14 protein-coding genes are annotated in these 15,068 nt (G+C 72.2%); 6 read left to right on the forward strand and 8 right to left on the reverse strand.

Translation table 11 applies throughout. The features are described 5' to 3' along the window. The first annotated feature begins 17 nt into the window (after nt 1-17). Nucleotides 18-596 carry a DUF3515 domain-containing protein gene (locus AB0K14_RS16285; protein ID WP_360447128.1) on the forward strand — a complete coding sequence of 193 codons (579 nt, stop codon included), beginning with the start codon at nt 18-20 and terminating at the stop codon, nt 594-596. Between the two features lie 46 nt (nt 597-642). On the opposite strand, the gene AB0K14_RS16290 is transcribed toward AB0K14_RS16285, so the two are convergent. Both AB0K14_RS16290 and AB0K14_RS16295 read right to left on the reverse strand, forming a co-directional pair. After that, nucleotides 643-1,710: a D-alanine--D-alanine ligase family protein gene (locus AB0K14_RS16290; RefSeq protein ID WP_360447126.1), complete on the reverse strand. Its 1,068-nt coding sequence runs from the start codon at nt 1,708-1,710 to the stop codon at nt 643-645. A gap of 168 nt (nt 1,711-1,878) precedes the next feature. Continuing rightward, complete coding sequence (locus AB0K14_RS16295) at nt 1,879-3,342, reverse strand: PLP-dependent aminotransferase family protein (RefSeq protein WP_360447124.1); 1,464 nt, start codon at nt 3,340-3,342, stop codon at nt 1,879-1,881. Between AB0K14_RS16295 and AB0K14_RS16300 the strand changes: the two genes are divergently transcribed. Beyond that, nucleotides 3,341-3,988 carry a pyridoxamine 5'-phosphate oxidase family protein gene (locus AB0K14_RS16300; protein WP_360447122.1) on the forward strand — a complete coding sequence of 216 codons (648 nt, stop codon included), beginning with the start codon at nt 3,341-3,343 and terminating at the stop codon, nt 3,986-3,988. The two genes, AB0K14_RS16295 and AB0K14_RS16300, sit on opposite strands and share 2 nt — an antisense overlap. Here AB0K14_RS16300 and AB0K14_RS16305 read toward each other — a convergent pair. The 4 genes from AB0K14_RS16305 to AB0K14_RS16320 all read right to left on the reverse strand — a co-directional run bounded on the left by AB0K14_RS16305 (nt 3,972) and on the right by AB0K14_RS16320 (nt 7,402). Further along, on the reverse strand, nt 3,972-4,439 hold the full coding sequence (locus tag AB0K14_RS16305; RefSeq protein ID WP_360447120.1) for a cysteine dioxygenase family protein: 468 nt from the start codon (nt 4,437-4,439) through the stop codon (nt 3,972-3,974). The genes AB0K14_RS16300 and AB0K14_RS16305 overlap by 17 nt on opposite strands. 200 nt (nt 4,440-4,639) lie before the next feature. Further along, the gene (locus tag AB0K14_RS16310) at nt 4,640-5,698 is read right to left on the reverse strand and encodes a cystathionine gamma-lyase (protein ID WP_360447118.1); all 1,059 of its coding nucleotides are present in this window, start codon (nt 5,696-5,698) and stop codon (nt 4,640-4,642) included. Then, nucleotides 5,695-6,699, reverse strand: coding sequence for an NAD(P)H-dependent glycerol-3-phosphate dehydrogenase (locus tag AB0K14_RS16315; RefSeq protein ID WP_360447116.1), 1,005 nt, complete (start codon nt 6,697-6,699; stop codon nt 5,695-5,697). Before AB0K14_RS16315 ends, AB0K14_RS16310 begins: the two co-directional genes overlap by 4 nt. A 1-nt stretch (nt 6,700) precedes the next feature. Further along, the gene (locus AB0K14_RS16320) at nt 6,701-7,402 is read right to left on the reverse strand and encodes a lysophospholipid acyltransferase family protein (RefSeq protein ID WP_360447114.1); all 702 of its coding nucleotides are present in this window, start codon (nt 7,400-7,402) and stop codon (nt 6,701-6,703) included. Nucleotides 7,403-7,522: 120 nt separating this feature from the next. Between AB0K14_RS16320 and cofC the strand changes: the two genes are divergently transcribed. Continuing rightward, a complete protein-coding gene (cofC, locus tag AB0K14_RS16325; protein WP_360447112.1) occupies nt 7,523-8,131 on the forward strand; it encodes a 2-phospho-L-lactate guanylyltransferase in 609 nt (202 codons plus the stop codon). A gap of 337 nt (nt 8,132-8,468) precedes the next feature. Here the strand turns inward: cofC and AB0K14_RS16330 are convergent, their stop codons facing one another. Further along, nucleotides 8,469-10,037, reverse strand: a complete 1,569-nt coding sequence (locus AB0K14_RS16330; RefSeq protein WP_360447110.1) for a hypothetical protein — start codon at nt 10,035-10,037, stop codon at nt 8,469-8,471. A gap of 87 nt (nt 10,038-10,124) precedes the next feature. On the opposite strand from AB0K14_RS16330, the gene AB0K14_RS16335 reads away from it, so the two are divergent. The 3 genes from AB0K14_RS16335 to AB0K14_RS16345 all read left to right on the forward strand — a co-directional run bounded on the left by AB0K14_RS16335 (nt 10,125) and on the right by AB0K14_RS16345 (nt 13,731). Next, nucleotides 10,125-10,319 (forward strand): hypothetical protein, encoded by a 195-nt coding sequence (locus tag AB0K14_RS16335; protein WP_360447108.1) that lies wholly within the window; start codon nt 10,125-10,127, stop codon nt 10,317-10,319. A gap of 209 nt (nt 10,320-10,528) precedes the next feature. Beyond that, complete coding sequence (locus AB0K14_RS16340; protein ID WP_360447106.1) at nt 10,529-12,811, forward strand: RNA degradosome polyphosphate kinase; 2,283 nt, start codon at nt 10,529-10,531, stop codon at nt 12,809-12,811. Beyond that, nucleotides 12,808-13,731, forward strand: coding sequence for an NUDIX hydrolase (locus AB0K14_RS16345; RefSeq protein WP_360447104.1), 924 nt, complete (start codon nt 12,808-12,810; stop codon nt 13,729-13,731). The genes AB0K14_RS16340 and AB0K14_RS16345 overlap by 4 nt, the downstream gene beginning before the upstream one ends. A 453-nt stretch (nt 13,732-14,184) precedes the next feature. Here AB0K14_RS16345 and AB0K14_RS16350 read toward each other — a convergent pair whose 3' ends face one another. Beyond that, a complete protein-coding gene (locus tag AB0K14_RS16350) occupies nt 14,185-14,871 on the reverse strand; it encodes an HU family DNA-binding protein (protein ID WP_360447102.1) in 687 nt (228 codons plus the stop codon). Nucleotides 14,872-15,068 lie beyond the last annotated feature (197 nt).

A 15,068-nucleotide genomic window follows, 5' to 3' on the forward strand; every position in this document is an offset into this window, starting at 1 on the left:
CGTGTTGTCATAACCGGGTGGCACAGGAACCGGAACCCGCGTCGCTGCTCCCCCGTCCGCTGCTCGCCGTCGCCCTCGGGCTGCCGGCGTTGCTCGCGGCGGCGGTGGCGGCCGTGGGCCTCTTCCTCGGCGCCGGGGGCAAGGACGACCCCGCCGACCCGTCGGCCGTCCACTCCGGGCCCGTGGCGCTGGTCCCGGTGCCCGCGCCCAAGGCCGAGTCGGACGAGTGCAAGGCGCTGCTGAGCGCCCTGCCGATGCAGCTGGTGTCCAACGGCGCCACGTTGCCGCGCCGCGAGCTGGCCGCGCCCGCGCCCGCCGGTGCGATGGCGTGGGGAGACGCGCAGCACGAGCCCGTCGTGCTGCGGTGCGGTCTCGACCGTCCCGGTGACCTCACCCCGACCTCCCGGCTGCGGATCATCTCCGACGTGCAGTGGTTGGAGGTGTCCGAGGGCGACTCGGCCACCTGGTACGTGGTGGACCGGCCGGTGTACGTGGCGCTGACCGTGCCGTCGGACGCGGGCACGGGGCCCTTGCAGGACATCTCGACCACGGTCCGAGACACCCTCGCCAAGGGCCCCGTGAACACCAGGGGTTAGCGGCGGGTCGGCCCGCCGGCTCGCGTCGCCGGAGGCGGGCCCGCGGTCAGCGCAGGCCCGTGCCGCGGGCGATCGCCGTCTCGACCAACGTGGTCAGCAGGCTCGGGTAGTCCACGCCCGTCTCAGCCCACATCCGCGGGTACATCGAGATCGGCGTGAAGCCGGGCATGGTGTTGACCTCGTTGACCACGAGCTCGTCGTAGTCGGTGACGAAGAAGTCGACCCGGGCCAGGCCCTGGCAGTCCAGCGCGCGGAACGCGGTGACGGCCATCTCGCGCAGGTCGCGGGTGACGTGGGGTTCCAGCTTGGCCGGGATGTCGAACTCGCACACGTCGTCGAGGTACTTGGCGTCGAAGTCGTACCAGTCGACCTGGCCGCCGACGACGCGCAGCTCGGCGGGCAGCGACGCCTCGACGCGGCCGTCGGGGAACTCCAGCACGCCGCACTCGACCTCGCGGCCGGAGACGGCGGCCTCGATGATCACCTTCGGGTCGGTCTTGCGCGCCAACGCGATCGCGCTGTCCAGGTGCGCCCAGTCCACGACCTTCGAGATGCCCACGGACGACCCGGCGCGCGCGGGCTTGACGAAGACGGGCAGCCCCAGGCGTTCCCGGTCGGCCTCCGACAGCGTGTCCTGGTCGCGGCGCAGCACGGCGAACTCGCCGACCGGCAGGCCCGCGCCCTTGAGCAGGCGCTTGGTGAACTCCTTGTCCATGGCGACCGCGCTGGCCAGCACACCCGGTCCCACGTACGGGAGGTCGGCCAGTTCCAGCAGGCCCTGGATGGTGCCGTCCTCGCCCCACGCGCCGTGCAGCACGGGGAACACGACGTCCACGTCGGCCAGCACGTCACCGGGCGCCACCGGCACCAGTTCGCTGCCGGACACGGGGACCAGCGCGTTGACGGTGGGCAGCTGGCGGTCCCGCACTTCGAGCGCCGCGGTGTCGTCGGCGCCGATCACCCACGCGCCCGTCTCGGTGATGCCCACCGGCACGACGTCGAACCGGTCCCGGTCCAGGTGCGGGAGGACACTGCCGGCGGACAGGCAGGAGACCATGTGCTCGCTGCTGCGCCCGCCGAACACCACGGCGACCTTGGTCTTGCGCTGTGTCATGGTTCGGACCCTACCCGGATGGCGTAACCCACGATCTCCACCGCACACCCGAGCGTAGAACTCGGGGTACCTGGAGGTACGACTCGCGGGTCCTGGACGTAGGACTCGCGCGCGAGTCCTACGTTCGGAACGCGCGAGTCCTACGTCCAGGTACCCCGAGTTGAACGCTCAGGACGGCTCGGCGCGGGTGGCGATGATGCGGATCAGGTCGGGGATCGCGGCGGTCAGCTGGTCACGGGAGCAGGCGCTGTAGCCGATCGCGGCGCCGTGCACCTTCGGCCGACCGGCGTGGTGGCGGCCGAGGCCGTCCAGCCGCAGGCCGCGGTCGTGCGCCTCGGCCAGCACGTCCCGCTCCGCCTGCGCCGACGGCAGCGGCACCACGATGTGCGCGCCCGCGTCGTCACCGAGCACGGGGATCCCGGCGTCGCCGAACGCCGCCGACAGCAGGGCACGCCGTTCGGACAGCTCACGCCGCAGCTTGCGCAGGTGCCGGCCCAGGTCGCCGTTGCGCGCCAGCTCGACCAGGATCCGCTGGCCCGCCGCGGACGGGCCGGTGCCGGTCCGGTCGCGGTGCGCCAGGACCTCGGCCGCGATCGGCTCGGGCGCCACCATCCACCCCGCGCCGAGCGTCGGGGTGAGGATCTTGCTGGTGGTGCCCAGGTGCACCACCACGTCCGGCGCCAACGCCGCCAGCAACGGCAGCGGCGCCACGTCGTACCGCAGCTCGCCGTCGTAGTCGTCCTCGACCACGAGCCACCCCTCCGCCCGCGCCCGCTCCACCAACGCCACCCGCCGCGCCGCCGACATGCGACCGCCCATCGGGTACTGGTGCGCGGGCGAGCAGTACACGCCCCGCACGCCCGGCGGCACGGCCTCCACCAACAGCCCCTCCGCGTCCACGGGCGCCTGCACGACCTTCACCCCGGCCGACCGCAACGCCCACACCGCCCGCTGGTACCCCGGCTCCTCCACGGCCACCGCGTCACCGGGCCGCAGCACGGCCGACCCCAGCTCCACCAACGCCGCCGTGGTGCCGCCGGTCGCCAGCACCAGCTCCTCCCGCAACCCGCCGCGCACGGCCAGCCCCCGGTGCCGCAACAGGTGCTCGGCCACCACCGCCCGGTACTCCGGCAGCCCACCCCGGGCCGGCCGGAACAACGGCTGCACGTCCGCCGCCGCACGCCACGCCCGCCGCCAAGCCGCCCGGTCCAACCCCTCGGCCCACGGCGCACCCGGCGCGAGGTCGACCACGTCCGCCGGCACCACGGGCGCGGCCGCACGCCGGGTCCGCGACTTCAACGCGCCGGGCGGCGTCGTGGTCACGTACGTGCCGGAGCCGTGCCGCCCGGCGATCCAGCCCTCGGCGTGCAGCTGCTCGTATGCTGCTGCCGTCACGGTCCGGCTCACGCCGAGCCGCTCGGCCAGCGCCCGGGTCGAGGGCAGCCGGTCACCGCTGCGCAGCCGCCCGTCGGCCGCCGCCGCGCGCAGGGCGTCCGCGAGCTGCACGGCCAGCGGCTCGGCCGAGTCGCGGTCCAGCACGACCGCGAGCGCCGTCTCCGCCAAAGTGGCCTCCTCATAACGCCGCGAATTGGCACTTGAGAAGGGCCACTTTACCGGAAATGCTGGTCGCATGACGTTGTCACCGACGGACCGCAGCACCATCAAGCGTGGCCGCAAGCGCGCCGTGACCGAACGCGAGGCGCTGCACGCGGTCCTCGACGCCGCCCTCGTCTGCCACCTGGCCGTCGTCGTGGACGGCGCGCCGCTCGTGCTGCCCACCGGCTACGGCCGCGACGGCGACACCCTCTACCTGCACGGCTCGACCGGCGCGCGCAGCCTGCGCGAGGCCGCGACGGGCGTGCCCGTGTGCGTCGGCGTCACGATCCTGGACGGCGTGGTCTACGCCCGCTCGGCGTTCGACCACTCGATGAACTACCGCGCCGCCGTCGTGCACGGCACCGCCGTCCCAGTCACCGACCCGGAGGCCAAGCGGCACGCCCTGCGGGTGCTCACCGAGCACCTCGCGCCCGGCTCGTGGGACTACGCCCGGCAGCCGACGCCGAAGGAGGTCGCCGCGACCGCCGTGCTGTCCCTGGACCTCGCCGAGGCCTCGGTGAAGATCCGCAGCGGCCCGCCCGGCGACGAGCCCGAGGACGTCACCGCCAACGCGAAGTGGGCGGGCGTGCTGCCGCTGCGCACGGTGTGGGGCGAGCCCGAACCCGACCCGGCGCTCGTCGGCGACTGGGACGTGCCGCCGCACGTCAGCGCGCGGAGGTAGTCCCCGTCAGCGGGTCGAAGTGGACCGGCCGCATGGTGCGCCCGCCGTCGCGGTACACGTGGATCGTGACGGCGGGGTCGACGCCGTCGTTGCGCACCTGGTGCACGTACGAGGGGCCGAACACGCGTGACTGCCCGGCCACGAGGTGGTGCAGCACCTGGGTCGGCCCAGGGGTGACGACCTCCGTCAGCGAGCCGCTGACCACGGTGAACGCGCCGCTGGTGACGCCGTGGTCGTGCAGGTCGGCGTGCTGGCCGGGCAACCAGCTCATCAGCCACACCTCCTGCTCGTCGGTGGCGTCCACGAGCGCGGCGAAGCGGGTGTCGGGGTCGTAGCGGAGCAGGTGGGCCCAGCGCTCACGCCGTGCCGCCACGTCGAGCGCGATCCGCACGGGGTGCAGCGCGGCGTGCGTCTGGGGCAGGGCGATGGTGTTCTCCGGAACGGCGAACATGGTTCCTTCTCGGTGTGCTCGGTGAGTGGCGAGCCGCACGGCTCGCGGGACGCGGGACGATCACCGAGGCAGACAGAGCGCGCTGGCGACCAGGCGGAGGTCGATGTGACCCCGCCCGTCGATCATCGCGCGGAAGGACATGCCGACGAGGGTGTCAGCACGTCCGCCGCCGCGCAACCAGGTCCCACGAGATGGACCCGTCAGAGTGACGCGAGCACGTCCTCGACCAGGTCGGCGGTGTCCTCGCAGCCCGCGGACAGCCGGACCAGGCCCTCCGGCACCGGGTCGCCCCACTGCGCCCGCCGGTCCAGGCTGGTGTGCAGGCCGCCGAAGCTGGTGCTCGCGGACACCAGCCGGGACCGCGAGAGGAACGCCGCCACCGCGTCGGCGTCCGCCAGCTCGAACGTCAGCACCCCGCCGAACCGCCGCATCTGCCGTGACGCGACCTCGTGCGCCGGGTCCTCCGGTGCACCCGGCCACCGCAGGCACGTGACGGCCGGGTGGGTCTTGAGCACGTCGTACAGGGCCGCCGCGTTCGCCGCCTGCCTGCTCAGCCGCAGGTCGAGCGTGCCGAGGCCGCGGTGTGCCAGCCACGCCTCGAACGGTCCGGGGATCGCGCCGCCGGTCGTGCGCGCCGTGCGCACCCGTTCGGCCAGGTCCGGGTCCGTCGTGGACACGTGACCGAGCAGCACGTCGCTGTGCCCCGCGACGGCCTTCGTGTCGCTGCTCAGCACCGCGTCCGCGCCCAGCAGCAGCGGTTGCTGCCCGAGCGGCGTCGCGGTCGTGTTGTCCACGGCCACCAGCGCGCCCGCCGCGTGCGCGGCCTCGGCCAGCGCGGCGATGTCGCACACGTCCAGGCCCGGGTTGGACGGCGACTCCAGCAGCACCAGCCGCACGCCGTGCAGCGACGGGTACGGGCCGGTGGTCGGCACCTCGACCACCTCCACCGGCATCCCGGCGACCAGCGTGCGGGTCAGGAAGTAGCCGTCGCTGGGCAGCACCACCACGTCACCGGGCGCGAGCACCACGCGCAGGAACGTCGAGATCGCCGCCATGCCGGACGGGAACAGCACGGTCGTGCCGCCGTCCAACTCGCCCAGCGCCGCCTCCAGCGCGCGCCAGGTCGGGTTGTGCGCCCGGCCGTAGGTGTCCTCGCCGCCCAGGTGGTAGCCGGTGGCGAACACCGGGCCCGCCAGGAACGGCTCACCCGGCACGGCGGGCGTCGAGTGCACGACCCGCGTGCCGTCACCCCAGGTCACTGCCGTTCCGCCTTCGGCTCGCGGCCGAGCAGCGCCGCCGTCAGCACTCGCGGGTCCAGCCCTTCGTGGCACACCTGGTGCACGCCGTCGGTGATCGGCACGTCCACGCCGACCCGGGCGGCCAGCTCGCGGATCGACGAGCACGACTTCACGCCCTCGGCGACCTGCCCGTGCGCGGCCTCCTGCGCCTGCGCCAGCGAGTCGCCACGCCCCAGCCGTTCCCCGAACGACCGGTTGCGCGACAGCGGCGACGCACAGGTCGCCACCAGGTCGCCCAGGCCCGCCAGCCCGGCGAACGTCAACGGGTCCGCGCCCAGCGCCGCGCCCAGGCGGGCGGTCTCGGCCAGGCCCCTGGTGATGATCGACGCCATCGTGTTGTCACCGAACCCCATGCCCGCCGCCATGCCGCAGGCCAGCGCGATGACGTTCTTGCACGCGCCGCCGAGCTCGCAGCCGACCACGTCGACGTTGGTGTAGGGGCGGAAGTAGGAGTTGGAGCACGCGTGCTGGAGGTCGACCGCGCGGTCGTGGTCGGTGCACGCGATGACCGTCGCGGTGGGCTGCTCGGCCGCGATCTCCTTGGCCAGGTTCGGCCCGGAGACCACCGCGACCTGGTCCTCCGGCACGCCGGCCACCTCGCGGATCACCTCGCTCATCCGCTTGAGCGTGCCCAGCTCGACGCCCTTGGCCAGGCTGACCAGCGTCGCGCCCGCGGGCAGCCACGGCCGCCAGCCGGTCAGGTTCTCCCGCAACGTCTGGCTCGGCACGGCCAGCACCACGGCACCGGCGCCGTCCAACGCCTTCTCGGCGTCGGCGGTGGCGGCCAGGTTGGCCGGCAGCGCCACGCCCGGCAGGTAGTCGGCGTTGACCCGGTCCTTCGAGATGGCGTCGGCCACGTCTGCCCGCCGCGCCCACAGCACCACGTCCGTGCCGGAGTCGGCGAGCACCTTGGCGAAGGCGGTGCCCCACGACCCGGCGCCCAGCACCGCGACCCGGTCCACGTCAGGCCTTCTTGGTGTAGAAGCCGTCGGGCGCCTGCTCCTCGCGGATGTCCGCGAGCAGGTCCTTCACCTCGTTCATCAGCACGTCGGTGACCTCGCGCAGCAACGCGAGGTTCTGCGGCTGGTCGCGGTAGGTCGACAGGTCGACCGGTGCGCCGACCTTCGTGACGACGGTCTTGCGCGGGAACGGGCGGAACTTCTTGCGGTAGTGGTCGTAGACCTCGCGGGTGCCCCAGCGGGCGACGGGCAGCACCGGCACGTCGTGCTCCAGGGCGAGCCTGGCCACGCCGGTGCGGGCGGTCATCGGCCAGCCGTCCGGGTCGCGGGTGATCGTGCCCTCGGGGTAGATGATCACCACCAGGCCCTGCTCCAGCGCCTCGTGCGCGGCGCGCAGGCTCTGCTGGGCGTCGGCCGTGCCCCGGTAGACCGGGATCTGGCGGGCGCCCTTGATCACGGCGCCGACGACCGGGACGTTCCACAGGCTGTGCTTGGCCAGGAAGTGCGGCACGCGGCCCTGCTTGTGCGTGAAGACGGCGTCGTAGACCGGGTCCAGGTGGGACACGTGGTTCATCACGACCAGCGCGCCGCCCTTCTTGGGCACCCGCTCTCCGCCCTCGTTTCGCCGCCGCGCCATCAGCGCGGTGGCGGGGTAGAAGATCGCCGCGGCGAGCCCGACCCAGAAGCCGCCCTTCTCCTTGGCCACTTGCACTCCCTCTTCGTCGTGGACCTGGAGTCTTCCCCACGTCGCCGGAGGGGACAATCAGACTTCGATCGGACTTCGAGCCAGTGGCCAGGTCCAGCCGGCATCCGGGAGTATGGCCTGGTGCGAGCGGACGTCGACCTGGTGGTGCCGGTCAAGGCGCTGGAACGGGCCAAGTCACGGCTGGTCGGTGCCCGGCTGGACCGGCCGGCGCTCGCGCTGGCGTTCGCGTTGGACACGATCGCGGCCGCGATCCCGGCGGTTCGCCGTGTGTTGGCGGTCACGTCCGACCCGGCGGTGGTGGCGGAGCTGCGCGCGCTGGGCGTCGAGTCGGTGGCCGGCCCGGAGGGGTTGAACGAGTCACTGCGGTTCGGCTTCGGGGTGCTGCGTTCCCGTGACGCGGGGTCGGTCGTGGGTGCCCTGCAGGCCGACCTGCCCGCTCTGCGGACGCTGGAACTGACCGCGGCATTGGCGGCCGCCCGGGGGCGGGCGTTCTGCGCGGACCACCAAGGAACCGGTACGACGCTGCTGCTGTCGCCGCCCGGCGGCCCCTTGGCCCCTTCCTTCGGCATCGGCTCAGCCACCGCCCATGCCGCTTCGGGGGCGATGGAACTCGTAGGCCCATGGCCTTCCCTGCGCCAGGACGTCGACACTGCCGAGGACCTGCGCCTGGCATCCGACCTGGGTCTCGGTCCCAGAACAGCCGCCGTCGTGGCCCCCGTCGGCGGTTGAGAACCACCGTATCCCGCACCCCTGTGCGCTGCTGACGCTCTTCCTCCCATAGGAAGGGCTTCGTGTCATCCCGCCGACCTGGCCCCGCCCAACCGCACGTGTCAAGGGGGCGCTTCCAGCCCTACCGCACCTTGCGCTGGAACCGCCCCCTTGACGCGTGTGGTTGCCCTTGTGGAGGTCGGCGGGATGACACGAAACCCGACCCCCCACACAGCCGCACCGGACCGCGAGGCCCCGTCATCCTGCTGATCTGCCCGTCCGGCGAGGACTCTTCTGGATCCTTTCAACACTTCCTCGCACCGATCAGCAGCCGACACCCATCAACAGCCGACACCCATCAGCAACACGGTTCACCCGGCACGCAACGACCGACGAGCATCGGGCAAGCGAACCCGTAGTCCGGGTCCGGTGCGAGGGGCAGTCGCTTGCGGGGGCCGTCCAGCGATCGGAAGGTCGCCGACACCGACGACACCGGCGCCGTCTTCAGCGTCACGTTCGTGTGCGAGGCCTGCGCCTCGTACGCGGCCGCCGTGAGCTTCACCACCTCCACACCACGGGCCAGGTCCGCCACGAACACCCGACCCCGGTGCCAGTACGGGGCGAACGACACCGCGCCCTCCGGCCGCCAGTACGCCACCTGGATCGGGTTCGCCGGGTCGGAGATGTCCAGGAACCGCGTCCCCTGCTCGTACCACGAGTACGCCACGATCCGCTGGTGCACGTCGAAGTAGTGCGCCGAGCAGAACGTGTCCGGCCCCGGCAGCGTGCCCTCCTGGTCGTCCGGCGACCACACGCCCACCGTCTTCAGGTGGAACGGCTGCTCGGGCGTCGCCCGCCACGACTCGCCGCCCGTCGAACCCGCCAGCGACGAGATCACGAACCGCCCCTGGTCCTTGCACGTCGCCGACCCGAACGCCTCCTCGGTGTGCAGCAGCAAGCTGCCCGCCGGGTGCTCGCGCGACGGCTTGGGACCGTCCTTCAGCGTCCGCCCGACCGGTCGGAACGAGTTGTGCGAGAACGACGTCGGCATGTCCAGCTTCGCCGCCGCCCCACCGGCGTACGGGACCGGGCTGTACGGCGTCGCCTCGCGCACCTGCCCGCTCAACGGATCGCGGTGCCACCCGCGCGTGTGGTAGCCGCGCGTCCCACCCGTGCCGGCCACCCACGCGATGCCCGCCGCGTCCACCTGGACGTCGTGCGTCATGTGCGTCTCGCCCTGGTTGCGGTTGAGGTCCACGTAGGTGCCCAGGGTCTTCGGGTTGCGCGGATCGCGGATGTCGGTGACGAACACCTTGCCGGAACGCCGGTAGGTGTCCGGGTCGTCGGTCGGCGTGCCGTCGTAGCCGGTCGTCCACAGGTACGAGCAGTCGTTGACGCACGACGTGATGTGGCCGGTGCCCATCGGCGCGAAGCTCAGCAGCTCAAGCCGCGCCGGGTCGACGGCGGACACGAAGTACACGCCGGTGGGCCGCTCGTTGCCCACCTGCCGGCCGAACGCGCTGCGCTCGCGCGCCAGGAACACCAGCTTGCGGTTCGGGTCGACGGTGACGTCCTCGTTCTCCCAGAACCGCTGCTCGGCGTCGTCGCCCGGCAACGCCAGCTCCTGCTTGGTCAGGTGGTCGAGGAACCTGGGCCGGTCGACGTCCGTGACGTCGTAGGTCTTGAGCCCGAACGTGCCGCTGAGGAACATCACGTCGCGGTGCCGGTACTGCATGAAGTTGATGGAGATGGCGCCTTCGGTCTCGGGTATCGCCGCGCGCAGCTCGACGTTCTTCGCCGCCGCCTGCAGGCCGACGCGCCCGGGTTCCGCGGCCGCGGCCTCCGGGGACGCCTGAGCCTGGCCGGTGACGGCACCGGTGAGGCCGCCGAGCAGCAACGCCGCCAACACCCCTGCCACAACCCTCATGCCCACTCCTTCCGGTAACGGGACCATTGCGGAGCGTGGCAGCGACGTCCGATCGGCCACCACCCGCCGATCGGCTAGCTTTGGCCCGTGACCGAGCAGGCGACGGTGAGCGCGCATCACCCGGACGGCTCAGCGACCGTCCTGCGCGACGACGGCGTGCTGGTGGACGTGTCGGCCGAGGCCGTCGCCGAAGGCGGCTGGCGCACGCTGCGCCCCGGCCAACGGGTCACCCTCGTCCGTGATGCCGCCGGCGACGTACAGGGCGTGCTCCGCCCGGTGTGACTCCTCAGGCGTGACCCGACCGGCATGACCCCGAACCGGCATGACCCCCAACCGGCAACCCCAGCCGACGCGACCCCCAGCCGACGCGACCCCGAACCGGCGTGACCCGAACCGGTGTGGCTCGAACCGGTGTGACTCCGGCCGCTGTGACGCGGAGTTCACCTCCTGGTCGGCTCCGATCGGCGCGCAACCGCCCGTTCTGGGGAACAATGCTGATCGTGAGCACGGACAACACTCCCGAGCAGCCCGCGCCGAAGCGACGGACGAGGACGCCCAGGGCGACGCCCTCGACGAGCGCCCCGCGCCGTCGACCGCGCCCGGCCGCCCGACGCGGCGGCAACGGCACGCGTGCGGGCACGGCGGCGCAGCAACCGGCCGAGTCGGCGTCCCGGTTCCCGAGCTCACCGCCCGCCGTCACGGCCACCGAGGCGCAAGCCGACCTGCCCGACGACCGGTACTTCAACCGGGAGCTGTCCTGGTTGGACTTCAACGCCAGGGTGCTCGCGCTGGCCGAGGACGCCTCCCAGCCGCTGCTGGAGCGGGCGAAGTTCCTGGCCATCTTCGCGTCGAACCTGGACGAGTTCTACATGGTGCGGGTCGCGGGCCTGAAGCGGCGCGACGAGACCGGCCTGTCGGTGCGCAGCGCGGACGGCCTCACCCCGCGCGAGCAGCTGGCGAACATGTCCAAGCGCGCCCAGGGGCTGGTCGAGCAGCACGCCAGGGCGTTCCTCGACCACGTGCAGCCGGAGCTGGAGAAGCACGGCATCAGCATCGTCAACTGGGCGCAGCTCAGCGACTTCGAGCAGCTGCGGCTGTCCAACTACTTCACCGACCAGGTGTTCCCGGTGCTCACGCCCCTGGCCGTGGACGCCGCGCACCCGTTCCCCTACATCTCCGGCCTGTCGCTGAACCTCGCCGTGACGGTGCGCGACCCGGAGGGCGGGGCGGAGCGGTTCGCCCGCATCAAGGTGCCGGACAACGTGCCGCGCCTGGTTCGCGTGGAGAACGACCGGACCAGCCCGACGGCCACGTTCCTGCCGTTGGAGGACCTGATCGCGGCGCACCTGGGCGAGCTGTTCGCGGGCATGCAGGTCATCGAGTGCCACGCGTTCCGGGTGACCCGCAACGCCGACCTCGAGGTCGAGGAGGACCAGGACGAGGACCTGCTCAAGTCGTTGGAACGGGAGCTGGCGCGCCGCCGGTTCGGGCCGCCGGTGCGGCTGGAGATCGCCGACGACATGACCGAGCACATGCTGGAACGGCTGCTGCGCGAGCTGGAGGTCGACCCGCACGACGTCGTCCAGGTGCCCGGGCTGCTCGACCTGTCGTGCCTGTTCCAGCTCTACAGCGTGGACCGCAAGCAGCTCAAGGACGCGCCGTTCGTGCCCGCCACGCACTCGGCGTTCGGCGAGCGGGAGACGCCGAAGAGCATCTTCGCCACGTTGCGCGAGGGTGACGTGCTGGTGCACCACCCGTACGACTCGTTCTCCACCTCGGTGCAGCGGTTCATCGAGCAGGCGGCGGCCGACCCCAGGGTGCTGGCCATCAAGCAGACGCTGTACCGCACGTCGGGCGACTCCCCCATCGTGGACGCGCTGATCGACGCGGCCGAGGCGGGCAAGCAGGTCGTGGCGCTGGTGGAGATCAAGGCGCGGTTCGACGAGCAGGCGAACATCAAGTGGGCGCGTGCGCTGGAGAAGGCGGGCGTGCACGTCGTCTACGGCCTGATGGGGCTCAAGACGCACTGCAAGACCTCGTTGGTGGTGCGGCAGGAGGGCTCCCGGATCCAGCGGTACTGCCACATCGGCACCGGCAACTACAACCCGAAGACGGCCCGGCTGTACGAGGACATCGGCATCCTCACCGCCGAGCCGACCATCGGCGCGGACCTGACCGACCTGTTCAACGTCCTCACCGGGTACGCCCGGCAGGACCACTACCGCAGCCTGCTCGTCGCGCCCTACGGCGTGCGGCGCGGGATCGTGGAGCGCATCGAGCGGGAGATCGAGCACTCGCGGGCGGGGTCGCCCGCCGGTGTGCGCATCAAGGTGAACTCGCTGGTGGACGAGCAGGTCATCGACTCGCTGTACCGGGCGTCGCAGGCGGGCGTGCGGGTGGACGTGGTCGTGCGCGGCGTCTGCGCGTTGAAGCCGGGCATCAAGGGGCTGTCGGAGAACATCCACGTCCGGTCGATCCTCGGCCGGTTCCTGGAGCACTCGCGGGTGTTCCACTTCGTCGGTTCCGCCGAGCACTGGATCGGCAGCGCCGACATGATGCACCGCAACCTGGACCGCCGGGTGGAAGTGCAGCTGCGGGTGACCGACCCGAAGCTCACCGCGCAGCTCGACGCGATGATGGACTCGGCCCTGGAACCGACCACGCGGTGCTGGGTGCTGCAACCCGACGGTGAGTGGGAGGCGTCGCCGGCCGACGGCACCAGGGTGCGCGACCACCAGACCGAGATGCTGCGCAACCACCGCGCGCTGGGGTGAGTCGTTTGATCCGGGCGGCGGGCGCCGTGCTGTGGCGCGATGGATCCGTGGCGGTGGTGCACCGACCGCGTTATGACGACTGGTCCCTGCCCAAGGGCAAGTTGGACCCCGGCGAGACGGTGCCCGCGGCGGCGGTGCGGGAGGTGCTGGAGGAGACCGGGTTCCGCGCCGTGCTGGGGCGGCACCTGCGCCAGGTGTCGTACCGGGCGTTCGGCAGGCCGAAGGTCGTGGACTACTTCAGCGCGCGGGCCGAGTCGGGCGCGTTCGTGCCGAACGACGAGGTGGACGAGCTGCGGTGGGTGCCGTTCGCCGAGGCGGCTTCGCTGGTGACCGCGGACACCGACCGGTCGGTGCTGGCGGCGTTCTCGGCGGAGCCCGCGGACCTGGCGACGGTGTTGCTGGTGCGGCACGCGAAGGCGGGCAAGCGGGACAACTGGCCTGGTGACGACGACCTGCGGCCGTTGAGCTCGGCGGGGTGGCGGCAGGCGGGCGGGTTGCGGTCGATGCTGCCGTTGTGGGGGCCCGCGCGGGTGCACTCCGCGCCCCGGGTGCGGTGCGTGGAGACCGTTCAGGGGGTGGCGGAGGACCTGGGCGTCGGCGTGCTGCTGGAGCCGCGGTTGTCCGAGGAGGGGTACTGGCCGGACCGGGAAGCCGGGTTGGTGCGCCTGCTGGAGATCGCCGACGGCGCCGGCACGCCGGTCGTGTGCAGCCAGGGCGGGGTGATTCCGGACATCGTGTCCACCCTCGCCGACCTGGGCGGTCTCTCGTTGGACGGCACGCCGTGCAAGAAGGGCAGCACGTGGCTGCTGACGTTCCGGCGGCCCGAGCCGGGGTGGTCCACTTCGGACTCGCACACCGCCTGGCCACGCCTGGTCTCGGCCCACTACTTCCCCACCGCGCTGCCCACGCCCACCACCTGACCCTGGGAACACCGGCAATCGGCCAGTCGTGCACCCGACTCGGCCGGTCGGGTCACGTGGGGAGTCCGCTCGGCTCCGCGCAGTCATCTCGGACGTTCTGAGCGTTGAACTCAGGGGTCCTGAACGTAGGACTCGCGCGTTCCGAACGTAGGACACGCGCGACCTGAAGGTACGACTCGCGCGTTCTGAACGTAGGACACGCGCGTTCTGGAGGTAGGACACGCGCGGGGTGGGGGTTGGAGGCGCGCAGGGTGGAGGTGGAGGGGCGCGGGGTGGGGGTGAGGGCTCGGGTGGTTCGGGGTTCCGAGGTGGGTGGGTGGAAGAGGGGCTGAGGTGGGCTGTGCGGGGTTGGGGCGGTGGGGGTTGGGTAGACAGCGCTCAGGGCCCGGTGCGCGTCCGCATCGGGCCCTGAGCTTGTGTTGCGCGCCTGGCCGGTGATCACCCGGCCGGGTTTCACTTCTTCTTGGCCGGGGCCTTCTTCGCCGCAGGCTTCGCGGCGGCGGCCGTGGTGGCCTTCGCCGTCGACGCCTTCGGCGTGGCGGCCTTCTTGGCCGCCGCAGCCGCGGGCTTCGCCGCGGTCGCCTTGGCCGCCGCGGGCTTCGCGGCGGTCGCCTTGGTCGCGGTGCTCTTCGCAGGCGCGGCCTTGGTGGCGGTGGCGGCGGGCTTCGCAGCCGCGGCGGTCCGGCGGGTCGCCGGTGCCTTCGTGGCTGCCGCAGCGGCACGCGTGGCGGTACCGGTGCTGCGCGTCGCGCGCGCAGTGGTGGTACGCGCGGTGGTGCTGCGGGTCGCCGGCGCCTTCGTCCCGGCGGCCGGCTTGGCCGCCGCGGCCGCGGCGGGCTTGGCGGCCGTGACGCGCGGCAGCTTCTTCGTGCCGCTGATGACGTCCTTGAACGTCGAACCCGCGCGGAACGCGGGAACGTTGGTCTTCTTGACCTTCACGGTCTCACCGGTGCGCGGGTTGCGAGCGGTGCGGGCCGCACGGGCACGCTTCTCGAAGACACCGAAGCCGGTGATGTTGACCTTCTCGCCCTTGTGGACGCTGCGGACGATGACGTCGACGATGCCGTCGACGGCGGCAGCGGCGTTCTTCTTGTCGCCAAGGCGCTCGGCGAGCGCCTCGATGAGCTGGGCCTTGTTCACCTTCAGTCCCTCCCAGGACGCTCACGGCCCTTAGCTCGGGCCGACTGATTGCCCACGGTAAGCCCATATGCAAGGAAATACCAATCGCCACGCCAGATTTTCCGTTGTGGCGTGGGCAATTACGACCTGTCGAGGGACACCTGAGCGGCCCCGGAGGGTTCGAAGGGGCCGGATTCCCGCTGTTCGGAGGGGAATCC

This window comes from Actinosynnema sp. NPDC050801, from assembly GCF_040673975.1.
In the GTDB taxonomy this organism is placed as follows: Bacteria; Actinomycetota; Actinomycetes; order Mycobacteriales; family Pseudonocardiaceae; genus Actinosynnema.